This window comes from Streptomyces sp. NPDC029044 (genome assembly GCF_040637495.1).
Lineage (GTDB): Bacteria > Actinomycetota > Actinomycetes > Streptomycetales > Streptomycetaceae > Streptomyces.
Genome location: NZ_JBEZWN010000035.1, coordinates 58,734 through 83,945 on the forward strand (window position 1 = coordinate 58,734; position 25,212 = coordinate 83,945).

The 25,212-nt window shown below is 71.3% G+C and carries 22 protein-coding genes and 1 pseudogene; 11 read left to right on the forward strand and 12 right to left on the reverse strand.

Annotated features, from left to right (window positions below):
• Positions 1-14 precede the first annotated feature (14 nt).
• Positions 15-1,229: an MFS transporter gene (locus tag AB0E85_RS25280; protein ID WP_361931292.1), complete on the forward strand. Its 1,215-nt coding sequence runs from the start codon at positions 15-17 to the stop codon at positions 1,227-1,229.
• Between the two features lie 150 nt (positions 1,230-1,379).
• On the opposite strand, the gene AB0E85_RS25285 is transcribed toward AB0E85_RS25280, so the two are convergent.
• Both AB0E85_RS25285 and AB0E85_RS25290 read right to left on the reverse strand, forming a co-directional pair.
• On the reverse strand, positions 1,380-2,543 hold the full coding sequence (locus AB0E85_RS25285; RefSeq protein ID WP_361931295.1) for a hypothetical protein: 1,164 nt from the start codon (positions 2,541-2,543) through the stop codon (positions 1,380-1,382).
• Positions 2,540-3,481, reverse strand: coding sequence for a 5-dehydro-4-deoxyglucarate dehydratase (locus tag AB0E85_RS25290; RefSeq protein ID WP_361931298.1), 942 nt, complete (start codon positions 3,479-3,481; stop codon positions 2,540-2,542). The genes AB0E85_RS25285 and AB0E85_RS25290 overlap by 4 nt, the downstream gene beginning before the upstream one ends.
• Positions 3,482-3,718: 237 nt before the next feature.
• On the opposite strand from AB0E85_RS25290, the gene AB0E85_RS25295 reads away from it, so the two are divergent.
• The 8 genes from AB0E85_RS25295 to AB0E85_RS25330 all read left to right on the forward strand — a co-directional run bounded on the left by AB0E85_RS25295 (position 3,719) and on the right by AB0E85_RS25330 (position 11,423).
• Positions 3,719-4,528, forward strand: coding sequence for an NAD(P)-dependent oxidoreductase (locus AB0E85_RS25295; protein WP_361931301.1), 810 nt, complete (start codon positions 3,719-3,721; stop codon positions 4,526-4,528).
• 310 nt (positions 4,529-4,838) lie between these two features.
• Positions 4,839-5,606 carry a DeoR/GlpR family DNA-binding transcription regulator gene (locus tag AB0E85_RS25300; protein WP_361931304.1) on the forward strand — a complete coding sequence of 256 codons (768 nt, stop codon included), beginning with the start codon at positions 4,839-4,841 and terminating at the stop codon, positions 5,604-5,606.
• Positions 5,607-5,688: 82 nt separating this feature from the next.
• A complete protein-coding gene (locus AB0E85_RS25305) occupies positions 5,689-7,062 on the forward strand; it encodes a sugar ABC transporter substrate-binding protein (protein WP_361931306.1) in 1,374 nt (457 codons plus the stop codon).
• Positions 7,059-8,000, forward strand: coding sequence for a sugar ABC transporter permease (locus AB0E85_RS25310; protein ID WP_107458681.1), 942 nt, complete (start codon positions 7,059-7,061; stop codon positions 7,998-8,000). Before AB0E85_RS25305 ends, AB0E85_RS25310 begins: the two co-directional genes overlap by 4 nt.
• Positions 7,997-8,848: a carbohydrate ABC transporter permease gene (locus tag AB0E85_RS25315; protein WP_062926145.1), complete on the forward strand. Its 852-nt coding sequence runs from the start codon at positions 7,997-7,999 to the stop codon at positions 8,846-8,848. The genes AB0E85_RS25310 and AB0E85_RS25315 overlap by 4 nt, the downstream gene beginning before the upstream one ends.
• Positions 8,845-9,834: a zinc-dependent alcohol dehydrogenase family protein gene (locus AB0E85_RS25320; RefSeq protein WP_361931310.1), complete on the forward strand. Its 990-nt coding sequence runs from the start codon at positions 8,845-8,847 to the stop codon at positions 9,832-9,834. Before AB0E85_RS25315 ends, AB0E85_RS25320 begins: the two co-directional genes overlap by 4 nt.
• A 79-nt stretch (positions 9,835-9,913) precedes the next feature.
• A complete protein-coding gene (locus AB0E85_RS25325) occupies positions 9,914-10,135 on the forward strand; it encodes a hypothetical protein (protein ID WP_361931313.1) in 222 nt (73 codons plus the stop codon).
• Positions 10,136-10,220: 85 nt separating this feature from the next.
• A complete protein-coding gene (locus AB0E85_RS25330) occupies positions 10,221-11,423 on the forward strand; it encodes a TerD family protein (RefSeq protein ID WP_361931347.1) in 1,203 nt (400 codons plus the stop codon).
• A 57-nt stretch (positions 11,424-11,480) separates the two neighbouring features.
• On the opposite strand, the gene AB0E85_RS25335 is transcribed toward AB0E85_RS25330, so the two are convergent.
• The 10 genes from AB0E85_RS25335 to AB0E85_RS25380 all read right to left on the reverse strand — a co-directional run bounded on the left by AB0E85_RS25335 (position 11,481) and on the right by AB0E85_RS25380 (position 22,940).
• Complete coding sequence (locus AB0E85_RS25335; RefSeq protein ID WP_361931316.1) at positions 11,481-12,056, reverse strand: helix-turn-helix domain-containing protein; 576 nt, start codon at positions 12,054-12,056, stop codon at positions 11,481-11,483.
• Between the two features lie 68 nt (positions 12,057-12,124).
• Positions 12,125-12,997: a carbohydrate ABC transporter permease gene (locus AB0E85_RS25340; protein WP_361931318.1), complete on the reverse strand. Its 873-nt coding sequence runs from the start codon at positions 12,995-12,997 to the stop codon at positions 12,125-12,127.
• Complete coding sequence (locus tag AB0E85_RS25345; RefSeq protein ID WP_361931321.1) at positions 12,987-14,009, reverse strand: sugar ABC transporter permease; 1,023 nt, start codon at positions 14,007-14,009, stop codon at positions 12,987-12,989. Before AB0E85_RS25345 ends, AB0E85_RS25340 begins: the two co-directional genes overlap by 11 nt.
• Before the next feature lies 1 nt (position 14,010).
• Positions 14,011-15,303 (reverse strand): extracellular solute-binding protein, encoded by a 1,293-nt coding sequence (locus AB0E85_RS25350; protein ID WP_361931323.1) that lies wholly within the window; start codon positions 15,301-15,303, stop codon positions 14,011-14,013.
• A gap of 288 nt (positions 15,304-15,591) precedes the next feature.
• A complete protein-coding gene (locus AB0E85_RS25355; RefSeq protein WP_361931324.1) occupies positions 15,592-16,629 on the reverse strand; it encodes a LacI family DNA-binding transcriptional regulator in 1,038 nt (345 codons plus the stop codon).
• Positions 16,630-16,923: 294 nt separating this feature from the next.
• Entirely contained in the window at positions 16,924-17,328 is a 405-nt protein-coding gene (locus tag AB0E85_RS25360) for a VOC family protein (RefSeq protein ID WP_361931326.1), read from the reverse strand.
• Between the two features lie 101 nt (positions 17,329-17,429).
• Positions 17,430-18,446 (reverse strand): 1-aminocyclopropane-1-carboxylate deaminase, encoded by a 1,017-nt coding sequence (locus AB0E85_RS25365; RefSeq protein WP_361931329.1) that lies wholly within the window; start codon positions 18,444-18,446, stop codon positions 17,430-17,432.
• 26 nt (positions 18,447-18,472) lie between these two features.
• Positions 18,473-19,114, reverse strand: coding sequence for a GntR family transcriptional regulator (locus tag AB0E85_RS25370; protein ID WP_361931332.1), 642 nt, complete (start codon positions 19,112-19,114; stop codon positions 18,473-18,475).
• An 811-nt stretch (positions 19,115-19,925) separates the two neighbouring features.
• Positions 19,926-21,371, reverse strand: a complete 1,446-nt coding sequence (locus AB0E85_RS25375) for an alkaline phosphatase PhoX (protein ID WP_361931335.1) — start codon at positions 21,369-21,371, stop codon at positions 19,926-19,928.
• Between the two features lie 153 nt (positions 21,372-21,524).
• Positions 21,525-22,940: a hypothetical protein gene (locus AB0E85_RS25380; protein ID WP_361931338.1), complete on the reverse strand. Its 1,416-nt coding sequence runs from the start codon at positions 22,938-22,940 to the stop codon at positions 21,525-21,527.
• Between the two features lie 313 nt (positions 22,941-23,253).
• Between AB0E85_RS25380 and AB0E85_RS25385 the strand changes: the two genes are divergently transcribed.
• On the forward strand, positions 23,254-25,083 hold the full coding sequence (locus tag AB0E85_RS25385; RefSeq protein ID WP_361931341.1) for an endonuclease/exonuclease/phosphatase family protein: 1,830 nt from the start codon (positions 23,254-23,256) through the stop codon (positions 25,081-25,083).
• A 35-nt stretch (positions 25,084-25,118) separates the two neighbouring features.
• Positions 25,119-25,212, forward strand: a pseudogene (locus AB0E85_RS25390) (ATP-binding cassette domain-containing protein); the annotation flags it as partial.

Genomic DNA, 25,212 nt, shown 5'->3' on the forward strand with positions numbered 1-25,212 from the left:
CACGATGACCAAGCATGACAACCGAGACGACCTGGCCGCTCGTGCGCGTCCTGCGTGACCGCGACGCCGGGCTCTACCTCTCCGGCGTGGTGGTCTCCGGCTTCGGCACCTCGGCCCTGTGGCTGGCGTCCGGCGTGTGGGTCAAGGACCTGACCGGCTCGGACGGCCTGGCCGCGCTGTGCATGCTCGCCATGTGGCTGCCGACCCTGGCCGGTCCGCTGCTGGGCACCCTCGCCGACCGGGGCCGCCGCAAACCGCTGCTGATCGGCGTGAACGTGCTGCTCGGGGCCCTCCTGCTCACCCTGGTGGGCGTCGACGCCCCGGGCGACCTCTGGCTGCTGTACGGGGTGCTGTTCGTGTACGGGGCGGCGGGCGTCGTCCACGACGCGGCCGAGTCCGCGCTGGTCGCGGCCGCCGTCGACCGGTCCCTGCTCGCCGACTTCAACGGCCTGCGGATGACCGCCACCGAAAGCATGAAACTCCTGGCCCCACTGGCGGGCGCGGGCCTGTATGCGGCGTACGGCGGCGCGGGTGTCGCCCTCCTGGACGCGGCGACGTTCGTGCTGGCCGCAGGCCTGTACGCGGCGCTGCGCGGGCGGGAGGAACAACCCGCCCGGCCCCGGGACGGCCGCCGGCTGGGGACGGCCGAGGGGATCCGCCACCTGTGGGCCCACCCGGTGCTGCGCCCCCTGGTCCTGGCGGGCGGCGCCGCCATGCTGTGCGCCGGCCTGAACGGCGCGCTGGTCTACGCCGTCGTCGACGACCTCGGGCACTCCCCCGCGTACGCCGGTGTCCTGTACGCCGTGCAGGGCGCCGGGTCGGTCGCGGTCGGGCTGTTGTCCGGCGCCGCCCTGCGCCGGCTGGGGGCGCGGCGCTTCGGGGCGGCCGGCATCGCCCTGCTGGCGATCGCGGTGGCCCTGCGGGCGGTGCCGTCCGACCCGGTGGCGCTGGTGTGCAGCGCGGCGATCGGCGCGGGGCTGCCCGCCGTGCTGATCGCCGCGCTGACGTCCGTGCAGCGCGAGACGCCCGGTGCGCTGCTGGGCCGGGCCACCGCCACCGCCCACACGCTGGTGTACGCGCCCAACGTGGCCGGGCTGGCCGCCGGGGCGGCCCTGGTAGAGCTGGTGGACCACCGGCCGGTACTGGTCGCCCTGGGCGCGGCCCTGCTCGTGACGGCTGCGGCGCCGTGCACTCCCCCGGCCGGGGCCGAAGCCGTCCCGCACCGGTGACGGCCACCCCGCCGCCTCAACGCCCGGCGAGAACGGAGCGGACCACGCTGCCGACCCCCGCCGCGGCCCTGCTCATGACGGCTGCGGCACTGTACGCTCCCCCGGCCCGGGCCGAAGCCGTCCCCCACCGGTGACGGCCACCCCGCCGCCTCAACGCCCGGCGAGGGCGGAGCGGACCATGTCCAGATCGTCGTCGGACGCCAGCCCGGCGTGGTACAGCCGCAGTTCGGTGGCGCCCAGCCGGCGTGCCTCGGCGGCGTCGGCGGCGAGGGTGGCGGCGCTGCCGCCCATCCCCGAGACGACGGTGAAGTTGGCGGCGATGACGGCGCCCTCGCGCTCCTGCCGCGCGAACGGCGTGAGAGTGCCGGTGCCGCCCGCGCAGGGGACGACCACGCCGTCCGCGACGGACAGGATGTGCGCCGGGTCGACGCCGGGGTTGGCGCCGACGTGGTACGACACGGGATCCGCGTGCAGCAGCACCTGGAAGCCGTCGGGAGCGGCCGCCCGGACCGCCGCGACGGCCTGTTCCTGGAGCGTGCGGGCGGTTTCGTCACGGTACGCGCGCGTGGTGTTCGCGAGGGTCTCGCCGAGGAGCTTCTCGATGCCCGCCCAGGCTCCGTCGGAGGGCGCTCCCTGCCACACCGGCTCCAGCGCGGTCCGCACGGCGGCCGCCAGCCGGTCGGCGTCGAGACCGTGCCGGCCGTAGCCCTCCCGGCAGGAGGGGCAGAAGCACAGCGCCATCAGGTACTGCCCGGCGTCCCCGAGGCCGACGCCGCCGGTCTTGTCGTGGGCGTGCAGATGCTGGAGCCCGTACCAGCCGAGGGACTCCAGCTCGGTGCCGCGCGCCCCGGGCCGGACGGCGGCCTCGGCGGCCAGGTCGGTCAGGTAGGCGCGCGTGGCGGGCTGTGCGATGCAGGGCGCCCAGGGGTAGCGGTCGCCGTAGGCGTTGACGACCGAGGTGTCCGGGTGCTCGGCGCCCAGGCGGGAGTTGTGCGCGAGGACGACCCAGGTGTGCACCTCGAGACCCGCCCCGGCGAGGGCGGTGGCGGCCTCACCGAAGGCGTCCCCCGGGGCCCAGGCGCCGGCCGCGTAGGGCCGCAGCTCGCGCCCGGACCAGCGGTCGTCCGCCGGGTACAGCACGGCGGCGTGCTCGGCCGTGACGATGCGGTGGCGCGGGTGGCGGGGCGTGAGGGCGCGCGTGGAGTGGTAGGCCGCGGCCAGGGTCACCTGTTCCACGCCGAGAGCCGCGATCCGCGCGGGTGCCTCCGGATCCCCGTTGACGTCCCAGGGGTAGACGAATGTCGACGCCTTCACTTGGTCTCCTCCAGCAGCGCGTAGCCGCGCTCGATCACGTCGGCGAGCTGCTTCACATGATCCTCGCTCGGCTCGTGCAGCGGGGGCCGCACCTCCCCGACGTCGAGGCCGCGCAGCCGTACGCCGGCCTTGACCAGGGCGACCGCGTAGCCGCGGCCCCGGTCGCGCAGTTCGACGAACGGGCGGTAGAAGCCGTCCAGCAGCTTCACCACGGTGGCGTCGTCGCCGGTCCTGAGGGCCTGGTGGAAGGTCAGGGCGATCTCCGGCGCGAAGCAGAACACGGCGGACGAGTAGAGCGTGACGCCGAGGGCGCGGTAGGCGAGCTGGGTCTGCTCGGCGGTCGGCAGGCCGTTGAAGTAGAGGAAGTCGCCCGGGACCTCGGAGCGGACGGCGCTGACGACGCGCTGCATGAGGTCGAGGTCGCCGAGCCCGTCCTTGAGGCCGATGATCCCGTCCGTGCGGGCCAGGCCGACCACCGTCTGCGGGGTGAACACGGCGTTGTCGCGCTGATAGACGATGACCGGCAGGGCGGTCGCGGCGGCCACTTCGCGGTAGTGCCGCAGCAGCCCCTCCTGCCCGGCGACGACGAGGTAGGGCGGCAGGGCGAGCAGCCCGTCAGCCCCGGCGGCCTCGGCGAGGCGGGCGTAGCGCACGGCGAGCGCGGTGCCGTACCCGGCGCCCGCGACGACCGGCACACGACCCTCGGCGGCCTCGACGGCGACCCGGACGCAGGCCTCGAACTCCTCGGGCGTCAGCGCGTGGAACTCGCCGGTGCCGCAGCAGGCGAACACGGCGGCGGCTCCGGCTTCCACCCCGCGCCGGACGTGCGTGCGGTAGGTGTCGAGGTCCACGGAGCCGTCGGGTCCGTAGGCGGTGACCGGGAAGAACAGCGGCCCGCTGGGGATGTCGAGTCGTGTGGCGAGAGGGGCTGGCGTCACAAGCTCTCCCGGCTCCATATTCATGATTGGCGTCTATATTTCTGAACAACTCCACGCTAAGGCGCCGCCGTGGTGCCGGTCAAGCGCGCACACCCGCGACGCACCTGCGGATTCACCCCCTCCGCGGCATACTTGACGGGCTCGCCCCAGCTCCTTAGCGTGTCCACGCATATGAATGCCGTGCGCTCATGTGCACGCTTGGTGATCAGCACGGTTGGCGATCAAGGAGACCCGAGGATGCCCGCTCCCCGCACCGTCCTGCTCACCGGCGCCGCCGGCGGCCTCGGCACCCTGATGCGGGACCTGCTCCCGGCCTACGGCTACGACCTGCGCCTGCTGGACCTGCGCCCGGTCGAGGGCGAGCTCGACGCGATCACCGCCGACCTGGCCGACCGGGACGCCGTGCGCGAGGCCGTCCGGGGCGTCGACGCGATCCTCCACCTCGCGGGCATCTCCCTGGAAGCGCCCTTCGAGAAGATCCTCAAGGCCAACATCGAGGGCACCTACCACCTGTACGAGGCCGCCCGCGAGGAAGGCGTCGGCCGGATCGTCTTCGCCTCCTCCAACCACGCCGTCGGCTACACCCCCCGCCCGCAGGGCGACGACCCGCTCATCCCGGTTGACACCCCGCGCCGCCCGGACACCTTCTACGGCCTGTCCAAGTGCTTCGGCGAGGACCTCGCGCAGCTCTACTGGGACCGGCACGGCCTGGAGACGGTCTCGGTGCGCATCGGCTCCTGCTTCCCCGAGCCGACCAGCGTGCGCATGCTCTCGGTGTGGATGAGCCCCGCCGACGGCGCCCGCCTCTTCCACGCGGCCCTGACCGCCGAGCACGTCGGCCACACCGTCGTGCACGGCTCCTCCGCCAACACCCGGCTGTGGTGGGACCTCACCAGCGCCCGGGCACTCGGCTACGAGCCGCAGGACGACTCCGAGCCGTACGCCGAGAAGCTCATCGCCGAACAGGGCGAACTCCAGGACGGCAACGAGGCGCACGCCTGCCTGGGCGGCCAGTTCGTGACGGACCCGCCGATCTGGCCGTACTGACCGGACGGAGGCCGAACCAGGGCGGGCGGGCAGCAAACGGGCCCGCCCGCTCGGGCATCCGGGCACTGTCCGGAAGCAGTCGGGCAGCGCCGCCAGGGGCGCGGGGAACTGCGCGACCAGCCACAACTCACCCGCAGACGGCCACGGCCGCCCCTTGGCGCTGCGCGCATCCGCACGACCGAACGGGCACACCCGGGCAGGATCCCGCCCGCAACAGACCTGGCCACCACGGAACACCCCCTGTAGAACTTCCCCCAAGGCCCGACCGGAGGCCCGAACGGGCAGCACGGCAGGAAGTGGGGTGACGGCCATGAACAGAACCGCTGAAGAACGCCAGCGCGAGATCGTGCTGGCCGCACGCCGGGACGGCGCCGTCGACGTCACCGCCCTCGCCACCGAGCTGGGCGTCGCCAAGGAGACGGTACGGCGGGACCTGCGCGTTCTGGAGGACCACGGTCTGCTCCGCCGCACCCATGGCGGCGCCTACCCCGTGGAGAGCGCCGGCTTCGAGACGACGCTCGCCTTCCGGGCCACCAGCCACGTCCCCGAGAAACGCCGGGTCGCGGCCGCCGCGGCCGAGCTGCTCGGCGACGCCGAGACCGTCTTCGTCGACGAGGGCTACACCCCGCAGCTCATCGCCGAGGCGCTCCCCCGGGACCGGCCGCTGACCGTGGTCACCGCGTCCCTGCCGGTCGCGGGCGCCCTCGCCGAGGCCGAGCACGTCTCCGTGCTGCTGCTCGGCGGCCGGGTGCGGCGCGGCACCCTCGCCACCGTCGACCACTGGACGACGAAGATGCTGTCCGGCTTCGTCGTCGACCTGGCGTTCATCGGCGCCAACGGCATCTCCCGCGAACACGGCCTCACCACGCCCGATCCGGCCGTCAGCGAGGTCAAGACCCAGGCGATCCGGGCCGCCCGGCGCGTGGTCTTCGCGGGCGTCCACACCAAGTTCGGAGCGGTCAGCTTCTGCCGGTTCGCCGAGGTGGGCGCGCTGGAGACGATCGTGACGAGCACCCTGCTGCCGACCGCCGAAGCCCACCGCTACTCCCTGCTCGGGCCCCAGGTCATCCGCGTCTGACAGACACCACACCGACGTCCCCCACCGGGCGCAGCCACGCCCTGTGCTGCCCCTTATCTCCCCATACATCCAGGAGCGATCCATGCGAACCCAGAGCCGACGACGGCCACCGCGAGCCCCGCTCGCCCTGGCCGCCGCAGGGACGCTGCTCGCCCCGCTGCTCTCCGGCTGCTGGGTCGGCGCGGGCGGGGCCGGTTCCGGCGGCGACGCCATCAACGTCCTGATGGTCAACAACCCGCAGATGGTCGAGCTGCAGAAGCTGACCCGTGCCCACTTCACCAAGGAGACGGGCATCAAGGTCAACTTCACGGTCCTGCCCGAGAACGACGTCCGCGACAAGATCAGCCAGGACTTCGCCAACCAGGCCGGCCAGTACGACGTCGCCACCCTGTCCAACTACGAGATACCGATCTACGCCCGCAACGGCTGGCTGCGCCAGATGAACGGCTACGTCTCCAAGGACCCGGCCTACGACGAGCAGGACGTCCTGAAGCCGATGCGCCAGTCCCTCACCGCGGACGACGGCAAGCTCTACGGCCAGCCCTTCTACGGCGAGTCGTCGTTCCTGATGTACCGCAAGGACCTGTTCGACAAGAAGGGCCTGACGATGCCCGCGCACCCCACCTGGCGGCAGGTGGCGGACCTCGCGGCGAAGGCCGACGGCGCCGAGCCCGGCATGAAGGGCATCTGCCTGCGCGGCCTGCCCGGCTGGGGCGAGGTGATGGCCCCGCTCACCACGGTCGTCAACACCTTTGGCGGCACCTGGTTCGACAAGGACTGGAAGGCACGGCTCGACTCCCCCGCCTTCGAAAAGGCGACGAAGTTCTATGTCGACCTGGTGCGCGAGCACGGCGAGTCCGGCGCCGCCCAGTCCGGCTTCGCGGAGTGCCTGAACAACATGACCCAGGGCAAGGTCGCCATGTGGTACGACGCCACCTCCGCGGCCGGTTCCCTGGAGGCCGCCGACTCCCCGGTCAAGGGCAAGGTCGGCTACGCCCCCGCCCCCGTCGAGAAGACCGAGTCCTCGGGCTGGCTCTACACCTGGGCCTGGGGCATCCAGAAGGCCTCCCGCAACCCGGACGACGCCTGGAAGTTCGTCTCCTGGGCGTCCGGCAAGGGCTACGAGGAACTGGTCGGCGACGAGGTCGGCTGGTCGAACGTCCCGGCCGGGAAGCGGGCCTCCACGTACGCCAACGCCGACTACCGCAAGGAGGCCGCCGCCTTCCAGGAGATGACCAAGGAGGCCATCGAGAAGGCCCGGCCGAACGACCCCGGCGTACAGCCACGGCCCGCGCCCGGCATCCAGTTCGTCGGCATCCCCGAGTTCACCGACCTCGGTACCAAGGTCTCCCAGGAGATCAGCGCGGCCATCGCCGGACGCCAGTCCGTCGACTCGGCCCTGAAGAAGGCCCAGGCGCTCGCCGAGAAGATCTCCGAGGAGTACGAGGGACGATGACCGCCACGACCACGGCCCCCGTGGCCGCACCCCGGACGGGCACCCCGGCCCGCCGCCCCTCCGCCCGGCTGCGCGCCTGGGCCACCCGGGCCCCGCTGCTGCCCGCCCTGATCTTCATGATCGTCGTCACCCAGCTGCCCTTCGTGGCCACGCTGGTGATCTCCTTCTTCGACTGGAACAGCCTCTACCCGGACGCCCGGCACTTCACCGGCCTGGACAACTACCAGGAGGTCCTCACCGACCCGGACCTGCGTCACTCGGTGTGGACGACCGTGCTGCTGACGGTGGCCGTGGTGCTGGCCAGCCTGGTGCTGGGACTGGTCCTCGCCCTGCTGCTGGACCGGCGCTTCCGCGGCCGGGGCATCGTACGGACGCTGCTCATCGCACCCTTCCTGGTGGTGCCGGTCGCGGCGGCCCTGCTCTGGAAACATGTGCTCTACAACCCTGAATACGGCCTGTTCAATGGGCTGTTGCACTATGTGGGCGGACCACAGCCCGACTGGATCTCCAGCACCCCGCTGCTCGCCGTCGAGGCCTCGCTGGTCTGGCAGTGGACGCCGTTCATGATGCTGATCCTGCTCGCCGGGCTCCAGAGCCGCGACCACGAGCAGATCGAGGCGGCCCGGGTCGACGGCGCGAGCGACTGGCAGATCTTCGTCCACCTGACGCTCCCGCACCTGCGCCGCTACCTCGAACTGGGCGCCCTGCTGGGCTCGATCTACATCGTCCAGAACTTCGACGCGGTCTTCACGATCACCTCCGGCGGCCTCGGCACCGCCAACCTCCCCTACACCGTCTACCAGAGCTTCTACCAGGCCCACGAGAACGGCCTCGCCTCGGCCGCGGGCGTCCTGGTGGTCATCGGCTCCATCGTCATCGCGACCTTCGCCCTGCGCGTGGTGTCGTCCCTGTTCCGCGAGGAGGTGTCCCGCGCATGAGCACGACCGCACCGCACGCCCGCCGTGTCCGTGGAAAGGGGGCGGGCCTGGGCCTGCTGGCCTGGCTGCTCGGCATCGCGTTCTTCCTGCCCATCGCGTGGATGGCGCTGACGTCCTTCCACTCGGAGACGGACGCGGCGACCAACCCGCCGTCCTTCGCGGCCGCCCTGACCCTGGACGGCTACCGCGAGTTCTTCGGCGCGGGCGGCGGCGCGAGCCCCTGGCCGGCCTTGATCAACTCCACGGTCGCCTCCGTGGCGTCGACCCTCCTCGTCCTCCTGCTGGCCTTCCCGGCGGCCTACGCGCTGTCGATCAACCGGGTCCGCAAGTGGACGGACGTGCTGTTCTTCTTCCTCTCCACGAAGATGCTGCCGGCCGTGGCGGGCCTGCTCCCGATCTACCTCTTCGCCAAGAACGCCGGGATGCTCGACAACATCTGGCTGCTGGTCATCCTCTACACCTCCATGAACCTGCCGATCGCGGTGTGGATGATGCAGTCCTTCCTCGCCGAGATCCCGGTCGCGGTGATCGAGGCCGCCCGGGTGGACGGAGCACGGCTGCCCACGGTCCTCGCGCGCGTGGTCGCCCCGATCTCCCTCCCCGGTATCGCCGCCACGGCGCTGATCTGCTTCATCTTCAGCTGGAACGAGCTGCTGTTCGCCCGGGTGCTCACGGGTGTGGTCGCGGAGACCGCCCCCGTCTTCCTGACCGGCTTCATCACCAGCCAGGGCCTGTTCCTGGCGAAGGTGTGCGCCGCGTCGCTCGTCATCTCCCTGCCGGTGCTCGCCGCGGGGTTCGCCGCCCAGGACAAGCTGGTCCAGGGCCTGTCGTTGGGAGCCGTGAAATGAAGGCCGCCGTCATCGAGTCCGTGGGCAAGGCCGTCGTCGCCGAGGTCCCCGACCCGACGCCCGGCCCGCGCGAGGTCGTGGTCGAGGTCGCGGCCTGCGGCCTGTGCGGCACCGATCTCCACATCCTCCAGGGCGAGTTCGCCCCGAAGCTGCCGATCGTGCCCGGGCACGAGTTCGCGGGCGAGGTCGTCGGGATCGGCACCCGGGTCACGGAGGTGGCGGTGGGAGACCGGGTCGCCGTCGACCCGTCCCTCTACTGCTACGAGTGCCGCTACTGCCGTACCGGCCACAACAACCTCTGTGAACGCTGGGCGGCGATCGGCGTGACCACGGCCGGAGGCGCGGCCCGGTACGCCCTCGCACCGGTGGCGAACTGCGTGAAGCTCCCCGACCACGTCCGCACCGAGGACGCGGCGCTCATCGAGCCCCTCTCCTGCGCGGTGCGCGGCTACGACGTGCTCCGGTCCCGTCTGGGCGCGCACGTGCTGATCTACGGCTCCGGCACCATGGGTCTGATGATGCTGGAGCTGGCCAAGCGCACGGGCGCGGCGAGCGTGGACGTCGTCGACGTGAACCCGGCCCGGCTGGAGACCGCCCGCGGCCTCGGCGTCTCGGCATCGGCGGCGAACCCCGACGAACTGGACCGTCCGCAGGGCTGGGACCTCGTCATCGACGCCACCGGCAACGCGGCGGCGATCCAGGACGGCCTGGACCGGGTGGCGAAAGCGGGCACGTTCCTCCAGTTCGGCGTGGCCGACTACGCGACACGGGTGACGATCGACCCGTACCGCATCTACAACCAGGAGATCACCATCACGGGCTCGATGGCGGTGCTGCACAGCTTCGAGCGGGCCGCGGAGCTCTTCGCCAACGGCGTCCTCGACCCCGGGGTCTTCATCAGCGACCGCGTCCCGCTGGAGCGGTACCCGCAGGCGCTGGAACAGTTCGCGGCGGGGGTCGGCCGCAAGATCGTCGTCGTGCCGTAGGGAGCGGACCACCGCGGGCGGGGGCGGGGGCGGGCGAAATTCGCTGGGACGCCCGCTCCCCGCCTCATACCCTCACGGCATGCCGAGACCTCACGGATTCACCTACGAGCAGCACGCGGGCGGCACCGTCCGCATCAGCCACCACGGCCGCCCCGCCACCACCCTGAACGGCCCCCGGGCCGACCGGTTCCTCGCCGAGGTCGAGACCTCCGACCCCCAACTGGTCATGGCCCGCTGGACCGGCAACTACAAGCGGGGCAACGAACGCACCGCCCGCGACCACCCCCGCAATCGCCGCTGAGGCCCCGGCGATCGCCGGTGACCCGATTGGCGGCAAGGTAAGGGAACGGCAAAACCACCTCGCTCGTTCACCCGGCATGACAGCTATGACCCCCGGCTCGAACATCCCCCTGTCCGCCGCCCGCGTGACGGTGGACGTCGCCGCCCCGGTGCGGCTCGACGTATCGGGCCTGCTGCTCACCGCCGACGGCAAGGTGCGCTCCGACGACGACTTCATCTTCTACAACCAGCCGTCGGGCCCCGGCGTGACGTACCGCTCGGGCGGCGGCAGCGCGCCCGACGCGATCGTGGTCGACACGGCGGCCCTCCCTCCGGGCATCGAGAAGATCGTCGTCACGGCCAGTCCGGACGCCGCGGGCCAGACCTTCCAGGGCATCGAGCCGACGGCCACCATCCGCAACGCGGACGACGGCTCCGTCCTGGCCACGTTCACGCCGCCGCAGCTCGGCAGCGAGACGGCCCTGGTCATCGTGGAGGTCTACCAGCGAGGCGGCCAGTGGAAGGCCCGGGCCGTCGGTCAGGGGTACGCCAACGGCCTCGCGGGCATCGCCACCGACTTCGGTGTCACGGTGGAGGAGCCTGCCGCGGCCGCTCCGCCCCAGCCGGTGACCCCGCCGCCGGCCCCCGTGCAGCCGCCGGCCCCGCCCGTCTCCACCCCCGCCGCGCCCCCGGCCGCCCCGGCCACGCCTCCGCCGCCCGCGCCCGGCGCCGGGAAGATCAACCTCGACAAGGGCCGCGTCAGCCTCCAGAAGAACCAGACGGTCTCCCTGGTCAAGGGCGGCCGCCCCCTGCTGTCCCAGGTGAAGATGGGTCTCGGCTGGGAGCCGGCGTACCGCGGCAAGGACATCGACCTGGACGCCTCGGTCATCGCCTACGGGCCGCAGCGCAACCACATCGACAGCTGCTACTTCGGCAAGCTCCAGATCGTGGGCGGCGCCATCCGCCACTCCGGCGACAACCTCACGGGCGAGGGCGGCGGGGACGACGAGGTCATCACCGTCGACCTCGGGCGTCTCCCCCAGGAGGTCACCGGCCTGGTCTTCACGGTCAACTCCTTCTCCGGCCAGAAGTTCACGGAGGTGGCCAAGGCGTACTGCCGCCTCCTGGACGGCACGACCGGCGAGGAACTGGTCCGCTTCGATCTCACCAGCGCCGAGGCGCAGACCGGCGTGATGATGGCCAAGCTCATCCGCCAGTTCTCCGGCGAGTGGGACATGACGGCCATGGGCGACTTCGTGAAGTCCCGCACGGTGAGGGGCATGGTGAAGCCCGCGGCGCAGGCCCTGTAACCCGCAGAACCGGCCCCGGGACGCCCCCTCACGCCAGGGGGCGTCCGGCTCGCCGGGTCAGCGGGGCCCCGCCCCCAGCCCCTCCATCAGCAGCGTCAGGTACCGCCGGAGGTGCCGGCCCTCGCCGTCCGCCAGCTCCGACGCCGTCGCCACCCCGTGTGCCAGCCGCAGCACATCGCTCGACTCGACGTCCGCCCGCAGCGTGCCCTCCGCCTGCGCCGCCCGGACCAGCCGCCCGGCCGCGCCCTTCACCGAGTCGCCGCAGGCCGTGGCCACGGCCGTACCGCTCCCGGTGACGGCCGGTCCCAGCAGAGTCTTCAGGCCGCGCATCCGGATCAATCCTGCGCCGAGCTCGTACAGCCACTCTCCCAGCGCCTCACCCGGCGGCAGTTCCTCCGCCAGCACACCGGCCCGGGCCGCGATCGCCTCGACACGCTCCAGATACGCGGCCTCCAGAAGCGCCTGCCGGGTCGGGAAATGCCGGTACAGCGTGCCGGAGCCGACCCCGGCCCGCTTGGCGATGTCGTCGAGCGAGGCGCCCTCCCCGTGCTCGGCGAAGGCCTCCGCGGCGACCGTCAGCAACCGCTCGTGGTTGCGCCGGGCATCCGCCCGCATGGGCCTGACCTGCGCCACGCGACCTCTCCTCACGAACCGGAAACTTTCTCCGCACTCTACCGAGACGGCGCACCGGCACCCGGTCCCTACATCTTCATCGCCCCCGCCGCCAGGTCCCGCAGGAAGTGCCGCGCCCCGAACAGGAACACCACGATCAACGGGATGACGCTCATCAGCGCACCGGCCATCACCAGGGCGTAGTCCGCGTTGTAGAGGACGTTGAGGTTCGCCAGCGCCACCTGGAGCGTGACCTTCTCCGGGTCGATCATCACGACCAGGGGCCAGATGTAGTCGTTCCAGAGGCCGATGAACGTGAAGATGCCGAGGAAGGCCAGGGCCGGGCGGAAGAGGGGCAGGGCGACCTGCGCGTAGAGGCGGAAGAAGCCGGCGCCGTCGATGCGCCCGGCGTCCAGCAGTTCGTCGGGCAGGGAGTTCTGGGCGTACTGGCGCATCCAGAAGATGCCGAAGGCGTTGGCCGCGCCGGGAATGATCAGCGCTTTCAGCGAGCCGGCCCAGCCGAACTCTGCGATGGTGACGAACTGCGGCACCAGAGACAGCTGCGCGGGGATCATGTATGTGACCAGCAGCATGCCGAAGAGGAACTTCTTCGCCGGGAACTCGTACTTGGCGAAGGCGAACGCCGCGAGGGAGTCGAAGAACAGCACGAGCGCGGTGCCGACGACGGCCACCACGACCGTGTTGAACAGCGAGCCGAAGAAGTCGATGGTGTCGAGCACCCGGCCCATGTTGTCCAGCAGATGCGGGCCCGGCACCAGCTTGGGCGGGTAGTCGTAGATGTCCTGGGTGGTGCCGGAGGCCATCACCACCAGCCAGTAGAAGGGGAACAGCGAGATCAGCACGCCGAGCAGCAGCACCGCCCGGACGCAGATCCGGGAGAGCCTGCTGCCGGAGCCGATCGCCAGTCCCGCGGTTCCGGTCGCCCGGTGTTCAGCGGCCATCACGAACCCCCTTGCGGCGCAGCAGTCCGGCGATGCCGGGCCGGCGGTCGTCGCGATCGGAGCCGGACACCAGCCGCCAGTTGATGATCGTGAACACGGCGATGATGGCGAAGAGCAGCCAGCCCATGGCGGCGCCGTAGCCGAACTGGTGCTCCTTGAAGGCCTTCTGCCAGAGATAGAGCACGATGGTCATCCCTTCCTGACCGGGTCCGCCCGTGGTGCCGACGTCGGTCGACTGGAAGAGCACCTGGGACTCCGTGAAGATCTGCAGGCCGTTGATGGTGGAGGTGACGGCCGCGAAGAGCACCACCGGACGCAGCTGCGGCAGCACGACCCGGAACAGGGTCTGCCAACTGCTGGCACCGTCGACGCGCGCGGCCTCGAAGTGCTCGGTCGGGATGGCCTGGAGGCCCGCCAGGAAGATCAGGGCGTTGTAGCCGACCCACCGCCAGATGATCATGATGGACACGGACGACTTGATGCCCCACTCGGAGGACAGCCAGCCGATCCCGTCCAGACCGACGGCCCTGAGCAGCGCGTTGGCGAGACCCGCCTGGGCGAAGACCGAGCCGAAGACGATGGTCATGGCGACCATCGAGGTGATGTTGGGGATGAAGTACGCCACCCGGTAGGCACCGGCGAAGCGGACCTGCGAGTGCAGCATGAACGCCAGCACGAGCGCCAGGAACAGCATCGGAACGGTCGACAGGAACCAGATCTCGAAGGTGTTGAGCACCGAATGCCAGAACACCTGGTCCCGCAGCAGCCAGCCGTACTGCTTGAGTCCTACGAAACGCATGTCCCCGATGCCGTCCCAGTCCTGGAAGGACAGGTACATGGAGAAGACCACCGGGAAAGCGCCGAAGACGGCGAAGAGCACGTAGAACGGGGAGATGGCGAGCAGGGGCGGGCCATACCTCCGGCGTCCGCCGGGAGGGGTGGATCCGCTACGACGATCGGCACGCCGCTCGTCCGCCGCCGGCGCACCAGCCGGATCGAGGACCGTGGCCATGTCAGCTCACCCCCAGCCGTGTCAGCGCGGTCTCCGCCGTGTTCACGGCGTCCCGCCAGGCCCGGTCGGGGTTCTTGCCGAGCGTCTCGACATTGGTCAGCTCCTGGAAGAAGGGGGTGTTGGCGGTCTCCTCGTAGGGGCTGAAGTAGACGACGGGAGCCTTCTGAGCGGCCGGGCCGAAGACGTCGATGGGCTGCTGACCGCCGAAGAAGGGGTCGGGCGTGTGCATCGCCGGGTCGGCGTAGGAGGCCGGAGTGGTGGGGAACAGGGCCATCTCCTGGTAGCTCTTGAGCTGGTTCTCCGGGCTGAGCAGCCACGTCAGGAAGGCGAAGGCTTTCTCCGGTTCCCGGCAGTAGCGGGTCAGCGTCACGTAGGAGCCGCCGTAGTTGCAGGGGCCGTCCGGCAGGGTGGTCAGCCGCCACGCACCTGAGGTCTTCGGCGCGGTGTCCTTCAGGCCGTTGATGGCCCACACCGCCGTGGTCATGGTGGCGATGCGGCCGCCGCTCATGGCCGCGTTGAAGTCGGGTGTGCCGTCGGTGATCCTGGCGCTGAGGCCTTGGCGGAGGATGTCCACGGACAGGTCCCAGGCGTGCCGGATGTGCTCCTGATCGCCGATGAAGCGGTCGTCGGCGTCCACGAACTGCTTCGGACTCTGAAGCAGCACCTGCTGGAAGACGTTGCCGATGTTGCTCACCAGGTAGGGCCGGCCCGGCCCCTTCCGCCGCAGTGTCCGTCCGGCGGCTATGAACTCCTCCCAGCCCGAGAGCTTCTCGGCGACGTCCGCCGGCTCGTGGGCCAGTCCGGCCTGCTCGAACAGGTCGCGGCGGTAGTAGAGGGCGGTGGGACCGGCGTCGAGGGGGAAGCCGATCATCCGGCCCGTCGGGGTGAAGCAGGCCTTCCACTTCCAGTCGAGGTACCGGTCGCGGACGGAGTCGGCGCCGAGGTCCCGCAGGTCGAGGAACTCGTCCTCGTCGGGGAAGAACGTGGCGAGGTTGTCGTTGTTGACGACCGTCAGATCCGGAACGTAGGCACGTGCGGCCAGACTGGTGCGCACCTTGGAATCGATGTCGCCGTCCGGGATCTGAGAGCCCTTCACCTTCAGCCCGGGGACGCCGGGGACGCCCCGCCGGGCGGTGGCGAGGAGCTTGTCGCTCAGCGAGCCCTTCCAGTACCAGAGGCTGAGGTGGCCGGAGCCGGCGGAGGCCGATCCCTCGGCGGTCCCGCATCCCGAGAGCGTCAGCAGGCCGGCGCCCGCGCCGCCCAGGGAGGCCCCCAGAAAGCGTCTGCGGGACATCGTTCGGTGTTCCATGGGCGCGCACTCGCTTTCCGGGCCTGCGCAGCCGGGGCACAGCGCTGCCGCGGGCCCGTTCACACGGGGGATGGGGGGAAGGCTTCCGGGATGAGGAAGCGAAGACAACGATGTCGACGGGCGACTGAGGGTCGGGCCGACGATCTCGCGGTGGGGGATTCTGAGCGTACGTGAACGTTCACGTGAGCGGTGCCGTCGAGTATCGGTGGGCTCGAAATCCGGTGTCAAGGGAACGGCGCGGCCGATCTGCCCCAGGGCCGGGCGGCCGGAACGTCAGGCGGAGTCGCGCACCACGAGTTCGGGTGTCACCCACGCGTCGGCGCCCCGCAGTGGCTCCTCGCCCGCGCGCAGCCGGGCCACCTGCTCCACGGCCAGCCGTCCCAGCTGCCGCTTGTCGATGTGCAGGGTGGTCAGGGCGGGTTCGACGAGCTCGCCCAGCGAGAGGCCGTCGAAGCCGAGCACGGCCACGTCGTCCGGAACGCTCCGGCCGCTGCGGCGGGCGGTGCGCATCGCCCCGACCGCAATCAGGTCGTTGAAGCCGAAGACCGCGGTGACGTCGGGCCGCTGGGCCAGCAGCCGCTCCATGCCGGCCTCACCACCGGCCACGCTGTGCTCGGGGCACATCACGACCCAGTCCTCGTCGACCGGCAGTCCGAGCCGCCGCGCCTGCTCCACGAAGGCCTGCCGACGCGGACCGGGACCGTGCACGCCGTCCAGCATGCCGATCCTGCGGTGCCCGGCGCGGAACAGGTGGTTCATGCCCTGCTCGACCCCGGTGGCGGCGTCGATGCCCACGGCCGCGAACCGGGTCTGCTGCGGCCCGCGCTCCAGCAGCACCAGCGGTACGCCGCCGAGATGCCGGGTGAGCACGTCGTCCGGGTCCTTGAAGTAGCCCACGACGGCATCGGCCTGGTGGGAGAGCACGTCGAGCGCCTCCCGCTCCCGGGCCTCGTCGATCCGGGAGTCCCACACGACGACCTGCCAGCCCCGCTGCTCAGCCGCCTCCAGCACACCGGCGGCCACCTCGGGGAAGAACGGGTTGCGCAGGTCCGGGATGACCAGGCCGGCCGTCACCGCCCCCTTCTGCACGAGCCCGCGCGCGAAACGACTTGGACGGTAGTCCAGCAGCCGCGCCGCCTCCAGCACCCGCTCCTTGGTGCCGGGATCGATCTCACCCTTGTCGTTGACCGCCCGGGAGACCGTCTGGCGGGACACCCCGGCCAGGCGGGCGACGTCGTGGATCGTGGCCCGGCGCCGCACACCGTCGGGCCGCTCGGCACTCGGCTCCGCACGCTGATTGTCCGTCCACACGTCCAGCACTGTATCCGGCGCCGCGGCCCACACGGCAGGGGCAGCCGGACGAACACCTTCCGGTCCGGGCAAGGCCCCCCACCGCCCGCAGCCGCCGGACGACGCAAGGGGACGTGTCGGGGGTGTCCGCCCGCAGCGGTTGGCGCGTCGACGAACAGTCAGTCGGTATGAAGGTCCATCGCGCCGTTCCGAGGACGGACACCCCGCGGCGCGGCCCCGACCCACCACCCGGCGAGGCGAAGACCGCACGCGGCCGCAGCCGGTCGATCACCCCGCCCGGCACCCCCGCACCCGTCAGTCGCCGAGCTCGGTGAACAGCGTCAGCTGAAGGGCGCCGGGAGCTTCGAGCCGGGAGTTCAGCGAGTTCCACGGGGTACGGGTCGGCTCGGCGACGACCTCGGCTCCCGCGGCGGCCAGCTTCGCCGTGGTGGCGACGGAGTCGTCCACCTGGAAGGCGACCCTGATGTGCCCGGCCACCCGCCGCCCCACCTCGACCTCGTCGATGAACGCGGCATGGTTCGGGTCGGTCAGCTCCAGGGTGGCCCGCCCGGCGTCGAGGATCGTGACCCGCCCGTCCTCCGAGGCGAACGCGCCCTGCTCTCTCAGTCCGAGCACGTCCCGGTAGAAGTGCAGCGCGGCGTCGTAGTCCGCGGCGGTCACCACCAGGCGGAGTTCGCGAACGGCCGGCTCTTCGGACATGGGGGCTCCTCCAGTACGTCGGGTAACGGCGACAACCCGACGGCCCCCCGGGTGATTCCCGTACACGGCCGGCCCGACGGCCGGCGGCGGGCGGCGGGCGGTCAGAACAGCGCGCTGTACGCGTTCAGCGCCGGCTGCCCGCCCAGGTGGGCGTAGAGCACCGTGGAGTCCGGGCCGATCTCGCCCCGCGACACCAGGTCGACCATCCCGGCCATGGACTTGCCCTCGTAGACGGGGTCGGTGACCATCCCCTCGGTCCGGGCCGCGAGCCGCATCGCCGCCAGGGTCGCCTCGTCGGGGATGCCGTACGTGCCCGCGTGGTACCGCTCGTCCAGTTCGACGTCGGACTCGGTCAGCTCGCGCTGCACACCGATGAGCTTCCCGGTGCGGTCGGCGATACGGGCGATCTGGCCCCGGGTAGCAGCCGGTTTCGCCGAGGCGTCGACGCCGAGTACGCGCCGGGGCCGCCCGCCCGTCTCCTCCAGAGCGGCGAACCCGGCGACCATGCCGGCCTGGGTCGACCCGGTGACCGAGCAGACCACGACGGTGTCGAAGAAGACGCCCAGCTCCCGCTCCTGCTCGGCGACCTCGTACGCCCACCCGGCGAAGCCGAGGCCACCGAGCGGATGGTCGGAGGCACCGGCCGGGATGGCGTACGGCTTCCCGCCGCCCTCCTCGACCTCCCTGAGCGCCTGCTCCCAGCTCTCCTTGAAGCCGATGCCGAACCCGGCCCTCACCAGCCGCACGTCGGCCCCGGCCAGCCGGCTGATCAGTATGTTGCCGACCTTGTCGTACACGGCGTCGGGCCAGTCCACCCAACTCTCCTGGACGAGGACGCACTTGAGTCCGGCCCGGGCGGCGACGGCCGCGACCTGGCGGGTGTGGTTGGACTGCACGCCCCCGATGGACACGAGCGTGTCGCAGCCCTGGGCGAGCGCGTCGGCGACCAGGTACTCCAGCTTGCGGGTCTTGTTGCCGCCGTACGCGACACCGGAGTTGCAGTCCTCGCGCTTGGCCCAGAGGGACGCACCACCGAGGTGCGCGGTGAGCCGCTCCAGGGGGTGGACGGGCGAGGGACCGAAGAGCAGGGGGTAACGCTCGTACGAGGCAAGGGACATGGGTCCTCCCTGGGTCGGGGGTCGTCTCAGTCGGCGAGCTCTTCGAGGCCCCGCCAGATCTCCGCGGTGGCGAGAACCGCCCCGTCCACGTCACCGGCGGCACATGCCTCGATCAGCCGCTCGTGCAGCCCGGCCGAGCGGCAGCTGCCGCCCTCTCCGAAGCGCTGTCGCTCCAGGCGGCGGATGAGCGGGGTGTAGCGGGCGACGGTCGCGGCGGCCGCCCGGTTGCCGCTCACCCGGACGAGGACGTCGTGCAGTTCGTCGTCGGCCCGCAGCGCCGCCTCCACGTCTCCGGTGCGCACGGCTGCGGCGAACCGCTCGTTGGCGGCGCGCATCGCGGTGAGGTGCGCGGCAGCCAGCCGGGGCACGGCGACCCGCGTCACGAGCTCGTGCAGGGCGCCGACCACGGCGGCGGCGTCCCGGACGTCGGCGGCCACCAGCGGGGTGACCCGGGTGTAGCTCTGCGGCTTGCTCTCCAGCAGCCCTTCGTCCACCAGCCGGGAGAACGCCTCGCGCACCGGTGCCCGCGACAGTCCGAGCCGCTCCGCGAGGTCGGCGTCCCGCACCACCGCGCCGGGTTCGATCTCTCCGGCGACGATGGCGTCCCGGATCGCCGCGTACGCACGCTCCCTGAGCAGGGTGCGGGGCACGGGCCGGATGGCTTCCATGGACTGAAATGTTAGATGTCAGCTTCTTCGCCGACAAGGCGGTGACCACGGCCTGCGTTGGTCACTTGGTCGCGGACCGATGCGGCCGGTCGCCCCGGCTACTGCACTCCCTTAGACAGTGCGCGATCTGCCACCGCTGCGCAGGTCGTATCGCCTGCTCCCGTGACCAGGCCATTGACCACGAACAGGCCGGAAGGGCTCACAGCGACGCCGTAAACGGCACGGACGCCGGCTGAGGAAAGGCTCTTGACGCGATCCAGAGCCACGGACTCGTCATAGCCATGCATCTCACTGCGTGCCGGGGCGACGTGCCCGACAGTTGACTCAGCCTCTGCAGCCTGGACGCCTTGTACCAGATCAGCGCTACGCTTCCACTGCCACGCCTGCCGTCCCGTCCGCCGTTGCGTCACCCACTGCTGGCTGGACGCTGCTTCGACGACGCGACCAGAGGCGAATCCGATCCTCATCACCTCTTGCGACCTGCCACCGAAAGTAGTGTCCGGTACCCGGGCAACGAGTTCACCGACTGAATGATCTCGCGGGCCTTGATTCGCTCCGTACCGAACCGGCCTGGTGTCCCACTGCTTGCTGAAGGAAAGGACTGGGAGGCGCTTGGCGACCACGTCCTCGATCGCGCGCACCGATCCGTCGGGCAGCCACACGCGTGAGCCCTCCACAAGCCCGCCGTGCCAGACCGCTTCCAAAGCCCACCCCGCATCGAGCGACAACCAGTGCAAGGACAGGCACTATTCGGATGCAGGGGCGAGCTTGGAAAACCGATCACTAGCCACTCGTATGAGGGACTTGTCCCTTACCGGCTCTGGCGCTTCCAGGGACCGGTGATCGCGAGCAGGATTCCCGGGTCCTGGATGTTGGCGTAGAGGGTCCTGCCGTCGGGTGAGAAGGTGACCCCGGCGAACTCGCTGTACTCCGGCTCCTCCTCGGTGCCGATGTTCAGGTCGTTCCGGGCGATCGGGTACGTGCGGCCCCTCTCGGTGGCGCCGAAGAGGTGCGAGACGCCCTCGCCGTCCTCGGCCAGCACGATGCCGCCGTACGGGGAGACGGTGATGTTGTCGGGGCCGTCGAACGCGCCGTCCTTCGACGGGTCGGGGTTCACCCCGAGCAGCACCTTGAGCGTCAGCGTGCGCCGCTTGGGGTCGTAGAACCAGACCTGGCCGTCGTGCCGGACGGGGCTCTCGTCACGGGCGTAGGAGGAGACGATGTAGGCGCCGCCGTCGCCCCACCACATGCCCTCCAGCTTGCGGGCCCGGGTGACCTCGCCGTCGGAGAACTGCTTGCGCACGGGGGTGGTGCGGGCGTCGCGGTCGGGGACGTCCACCCAGTCGACGCCGTAGACGGTGCCGGTCTTCGTGGCGCGGGACAGGTCGTCGACGAACGTGCCGCCGGAGTCGAAGCACTTGGGGGCCTGGAGGACACCGGCGTCGTCGGCGAGCTCGCGGAACTTCCCGGGGCCGTACGCGAAGCCCTGGGGCGGGGTCCAGCGGAAGAAGAGGCCGTTGGGGCCGGAGGCGTCCTCGGTGAGGTAGGCGTGGCCACGCCGGGGGTCGATGACGACGGCCTCGTGGTCGTAGCGGCCGAAGAACTTCAGCGGCTTGGGGGCACGGTTGGCGCGCCGGTCGCAGGGGTCGACCTCGAAGACGTAGCCGTGGTCCTCGGTCATGCCGTTCACGCCGGCCTTGTCGGAGTTCTCCTCGCAGGTCAGCCAGGTGCCCCAGGGCGTACTGCCGCCGGCGCAGTTGGTGGAGGTGCCGGCGATGCCCACCCACTCCGCGACCCGTCCGTCGGGGCGCACCTCCACGACCGTGCAGCCGCCGGCCGCGGCCGGGTCGTAGACGAGGCCCTCGGTGAGCGGGACCGGGTACTTCCAGTTGGCGCGCGGGCCCTTCAGCTCGTGGTTGTTGACGAGCAGCGTGGTGCCGCGGGGGCCGTCGAAGGCGGCGGTGCCGTCGTGGTTGGAGGGCGTGGGCTCGCCGGACTCCAGCTTCGTCCTGCCGCTGTGGGTGATGATCCGGTACGTGAAGCCGGCGGGCAGGGCGAGGATGCCCTGGGGGTCGGGGACCAGCGGGCCGTAGCCGACCCCGTGCCGGGCGTCCGCCGCCTCGTCGCCCGCGCTGTCGGTGTCCGTGGACGCGAGGGCGTTCGGTGCGGTGGCGAGGGCGCCGACACTGCCCGCCAGCGCGACCCCGGCACCGGTGATCGCGGAGGTTCTGGCGAAGTCCCTGCGGGTGAGCGACATGGTGTCTCCTGTGACGGTGAGGATGCCGTGGGAGGTGGCGGACCTCGTGCGGCAACACCGTCCCGCTCATCCTTGAACGCCGGTTGAACAACACCCTGGGGGCGCGGGGAACTGCGCGACAAGCCGAGACGGCGCCGCGCCCGCGAACCGGGATCAACCCCCCTGTTGGGATCGCGCCTTGAACGCCGCCTTCCGCGCTTCCTTCGCCACCTTCTTGTCGGGATGCAACCGCCCCATCGCCTCCAGCACATCGGCCGTGGCCGGGTGTTCGACCCGCCACACGGCGTCGAAGAAGCCACCGTGCTGCCGCGCGAGTCCCTCGACCAGCGCCCGCAGCTCCTCGGAGTTCCCCTCGGCCGCGAGCTGCGCGGCCACCGTGTCGATGGTCAGCCAGTACACCATCGCCTCGGACGGCGCGGGCACGTCCACCGCACCGTGCTCGGTCAGCCAGACGCGGGCGAGCCCACCCAGCTCGGGGTCGTCGAGCACCTCCCGCAGGGCGGGTTCGGCCGAGGTGCCGACCAGCGACAGGGCCTGCTGGCACCGCAGCCGCCGCAGCGGCGCCCCGGCATCCGAGCCCCGGGCCGCCGCGAGCAACTCCCGGGCCGCCGCGAGCGATTCGCGCCGCTGGAGCCACTGCTCGGTCTCCGCCTGCGCCGCGCCCGGCGGGAACTGAGCCGTGCCGTCGAGCAGTGCGTCGGCTCCCTTGTCCGCGAGGTCGCCGACGGCCGGCGCCGCGTAGCCCGCCTCCATCAGCCGTGCGCGCATGCCGTAGAGCCCGAGCGGGGTGAGCCGGACCATGCCGTAGCGGGAGACGTCGGTGTCGTCGACGGGTGCGGCGGGCTCCTCGTCGGCATCGGCCATGAGCGCCTCGTCGACGGGCTGGTACGCGACGAATCCCACCGGCTCCAGCATCCGGAACTGGTCGTCCAGCCGCATCATCGCGTCGGAGACCTGCTCCAGGACGTCGTTGGTGGGCTCGCCCATGTCGCTGGGCACGATCACCGAGGCGGCCAGCGCCGGCAGCGGCACCGGAGCGCCGGGCGCGTCCTCGCCGGCGGTCAGCAGGTAGAGGTTGCCGAGGACGCCGTCGAGGAACTCGGCCTCGCCCTCGGGGTCCCAGTCGAGGGCGGAGAGGTCGACCTCGCCCTCCTCGTCCACCAGCCCGTCCAGGTCGGGCACGCTCGCGTCGGCGAGGACGGTCTCCACGGCGGAGAGCCACACGGCGAGCACGTCCTGCGGCGAGCCGCCGGTGAGCAGGGCCAGGTCCTCACCGGCCGTCACGGTGCCCTCGTCCTCGTCGACGACCTCGACGAGCCCGGCGTCCACGGCGACCCGCCACGCCTCGCTCGCGTCGGCGGCGGCGTCGTCCCCGCTCAGCCCGAGTGCCTCGGCGGCCGCGGGCAGCTGTTCGTCGACGAGCCCTCCCCCGGCGTCGACGCGGGTGTCCGGCCCGGCCCAGCGGGCGAGCCGGGCGGCCCGGGACAGCAACGGTGTGGACAGCGCGTCGCGCGCCAGCTCCGCTTCGGTGTGCAGCCGCACCGGCGGCAGGGGGGAGCTGTCTGACATCGGCTGTTTCTCCTAGCGCGCCTCAGGTGACTCAACCGCTCAGCCTAGACGGATTTCCACCCATGCCGCCCACTTCATCTCCCCGTCGGCTGCCGTACATGGCCGAAACCTTGACAAGTGACATGAACAGGCTGGAGATTGACGCGCGTAGAAGTCGGCGGACACTTGTTCACCGGGCCGGCCCCACCAGGTCCATCCGTCTGCCGCGCGCTACGCGCGTCACCGCATTCCGCCCCACAGATAGCGGCAGTCAGCCATCCCGCCCTTTCCGCCCTCGTCCCGGCGCCCTGTCACGTCCCCGGAGGGAATCCCGTTGCCGAGCAAGTCGTCCGCGCGTCTCGCCGCGCTCACCGTCGCCGCCGCGTGCTCCGCGGCATCCACGATCGTCCTCACCAGCCCCGCGCACGCGGAGTCGGTGCGCATCCACGACATCCAGGGCAGCACCCGGATATCCCCGTACGCGGGCCGGCAGGTCACGGACGTGGCCGGAATCGTCACCGGCATCCGGACCTACGGCTCGTCCCGCGGCTTCTGGATCCAGGACCCGGACGCGGACGCCGACCCGGCGACCAGCGAGGGCGTCTTCGTCTTCACGAGCTCCGCACCGAAGGGGGTCGCCGTCGGTGACGCCGTCACGGTCAGCGGCACCGTCACGGAGTACGTCCCCGGCGGAGCGACCTCCGGCAACCAGTCGGTGACGGAGATCACCAAGCCGACGACCACGGTCGTCTCCAGCGGCAACGCGCTCCCCGCCGCCACGTCGATCACCTCCCGCTCGGTCCCCGCCGCCTACGCGCCGCCCGGCGACCCGGCCGCGGGCGGCTCGGTCAACGCGCTCCCCCTGAAGCCCTCGAAGTACGCCCTGGACCACTACGAGGCGCTGGAGGGCATGTCCGTCCGCGTCACCGACACCCGTGTCGTCGGCGCCACCGACCCGTACACCGAGCTGTGGGTGACGGTGAAGCCGCACGAGAACCGCAACCGTCACGGCGGCACGGTCTACGGCTCCTACGACGACCAGAACACCGGCCGCCTCCAGATCCAGTCCCTCGGCCCCACGGCGGACTTCCCGAAGGCGAACGTGGGCGACACCCTCACGGGCACCACCACGGGTCCCCTGGACTACAACCAGTTCGGCGGCTACACCCTGGTCGCGAGCGAGCTGGGCACGCTGAAGAGCGCGGGCCTGGAGCGGGAGACGACCCGCAAGCAGCGCTCCTCCGAACTCGCGGTCGCCACCTACAACGTCGAGAACCTCGACCCGGCCGACGGCACGTTCGCCGCCCACGCCGCCGCGATCGTGAACAACCTGAAGTCGCCCGACATCGTGTCCCTGGAGGAGATCCAGGACAACAACGGCGCGAAGAACGACGGCACGGTCGCCGCCGACCAGACCCTGACCAAGCTGATCGACGCGATCGTCGCGGCCGGCGGCCCGAAGTACGACTGGCGCTCGATCGACCCGGCCGACGGCAGCGACGGGGGCGAGCCGGGCGGCAACATCCGCCAGGCGTTCCTGTTCAACCCGGAGCGGGTCTCCTTCGCGGACCGCGCGGGCGGCGACGCCACGACGGCCACCGGCGTGACGAAGATCCGCGGCAAGGCGCACCTGACGCTCAGCCCGGGCCGTATCGCCCCCGCCGACGAGGCCTGGAAGAACAGCCGCAAGCCGCTGGCCGGCGAGTTCGTCTTCCGCGGACGCTCGGTCTTCGTGATCGCCAACCACTTCAACTCCAAGGGCGGCGACCAGGGTCTGACCGCCCAGTACCAGCCGCCGTCGCGCAGCTCCGAGACGCAGCGCCACCGGCAGGCCACCCTGGTGAACGCCTTCGTCAAGGACATCCTCGACACCCAGAAGAACGCGGACGTCGTCACGCTGGGCGACATCAACGACTTCGAGTTCTCGCAGACCGCGAAGCTCCTGGAAGGCCGCGGCGAACTGTGGTCGGCGATCAAGTCGCTGCCCAGGAACGAGCGTTACTCGTACGTCTACCAGGGCAACAGCCAGGTCCTCGACCAGATCCTGATCAGCCCGTCGATCCGCCGCGACTGCGACTTCGAGTACGACAGCGTGCACGTCAACGCGGAGTTCCACGACCAGATCAGCGACCACGACCCGCAGATCCTGCGGTTCCGCCCGTAAGCGGCCCGTGGGGCGGGCCGGACATGCCGTCCGGCGACAAGGCGAAGTCCTACCCCGCGCAGCTCTCCGGCGGTCAGAAGCAGCGTGTCGGCATCGCCCGCGCCCTCGCCGGCGACCCGAAGGTGCTGC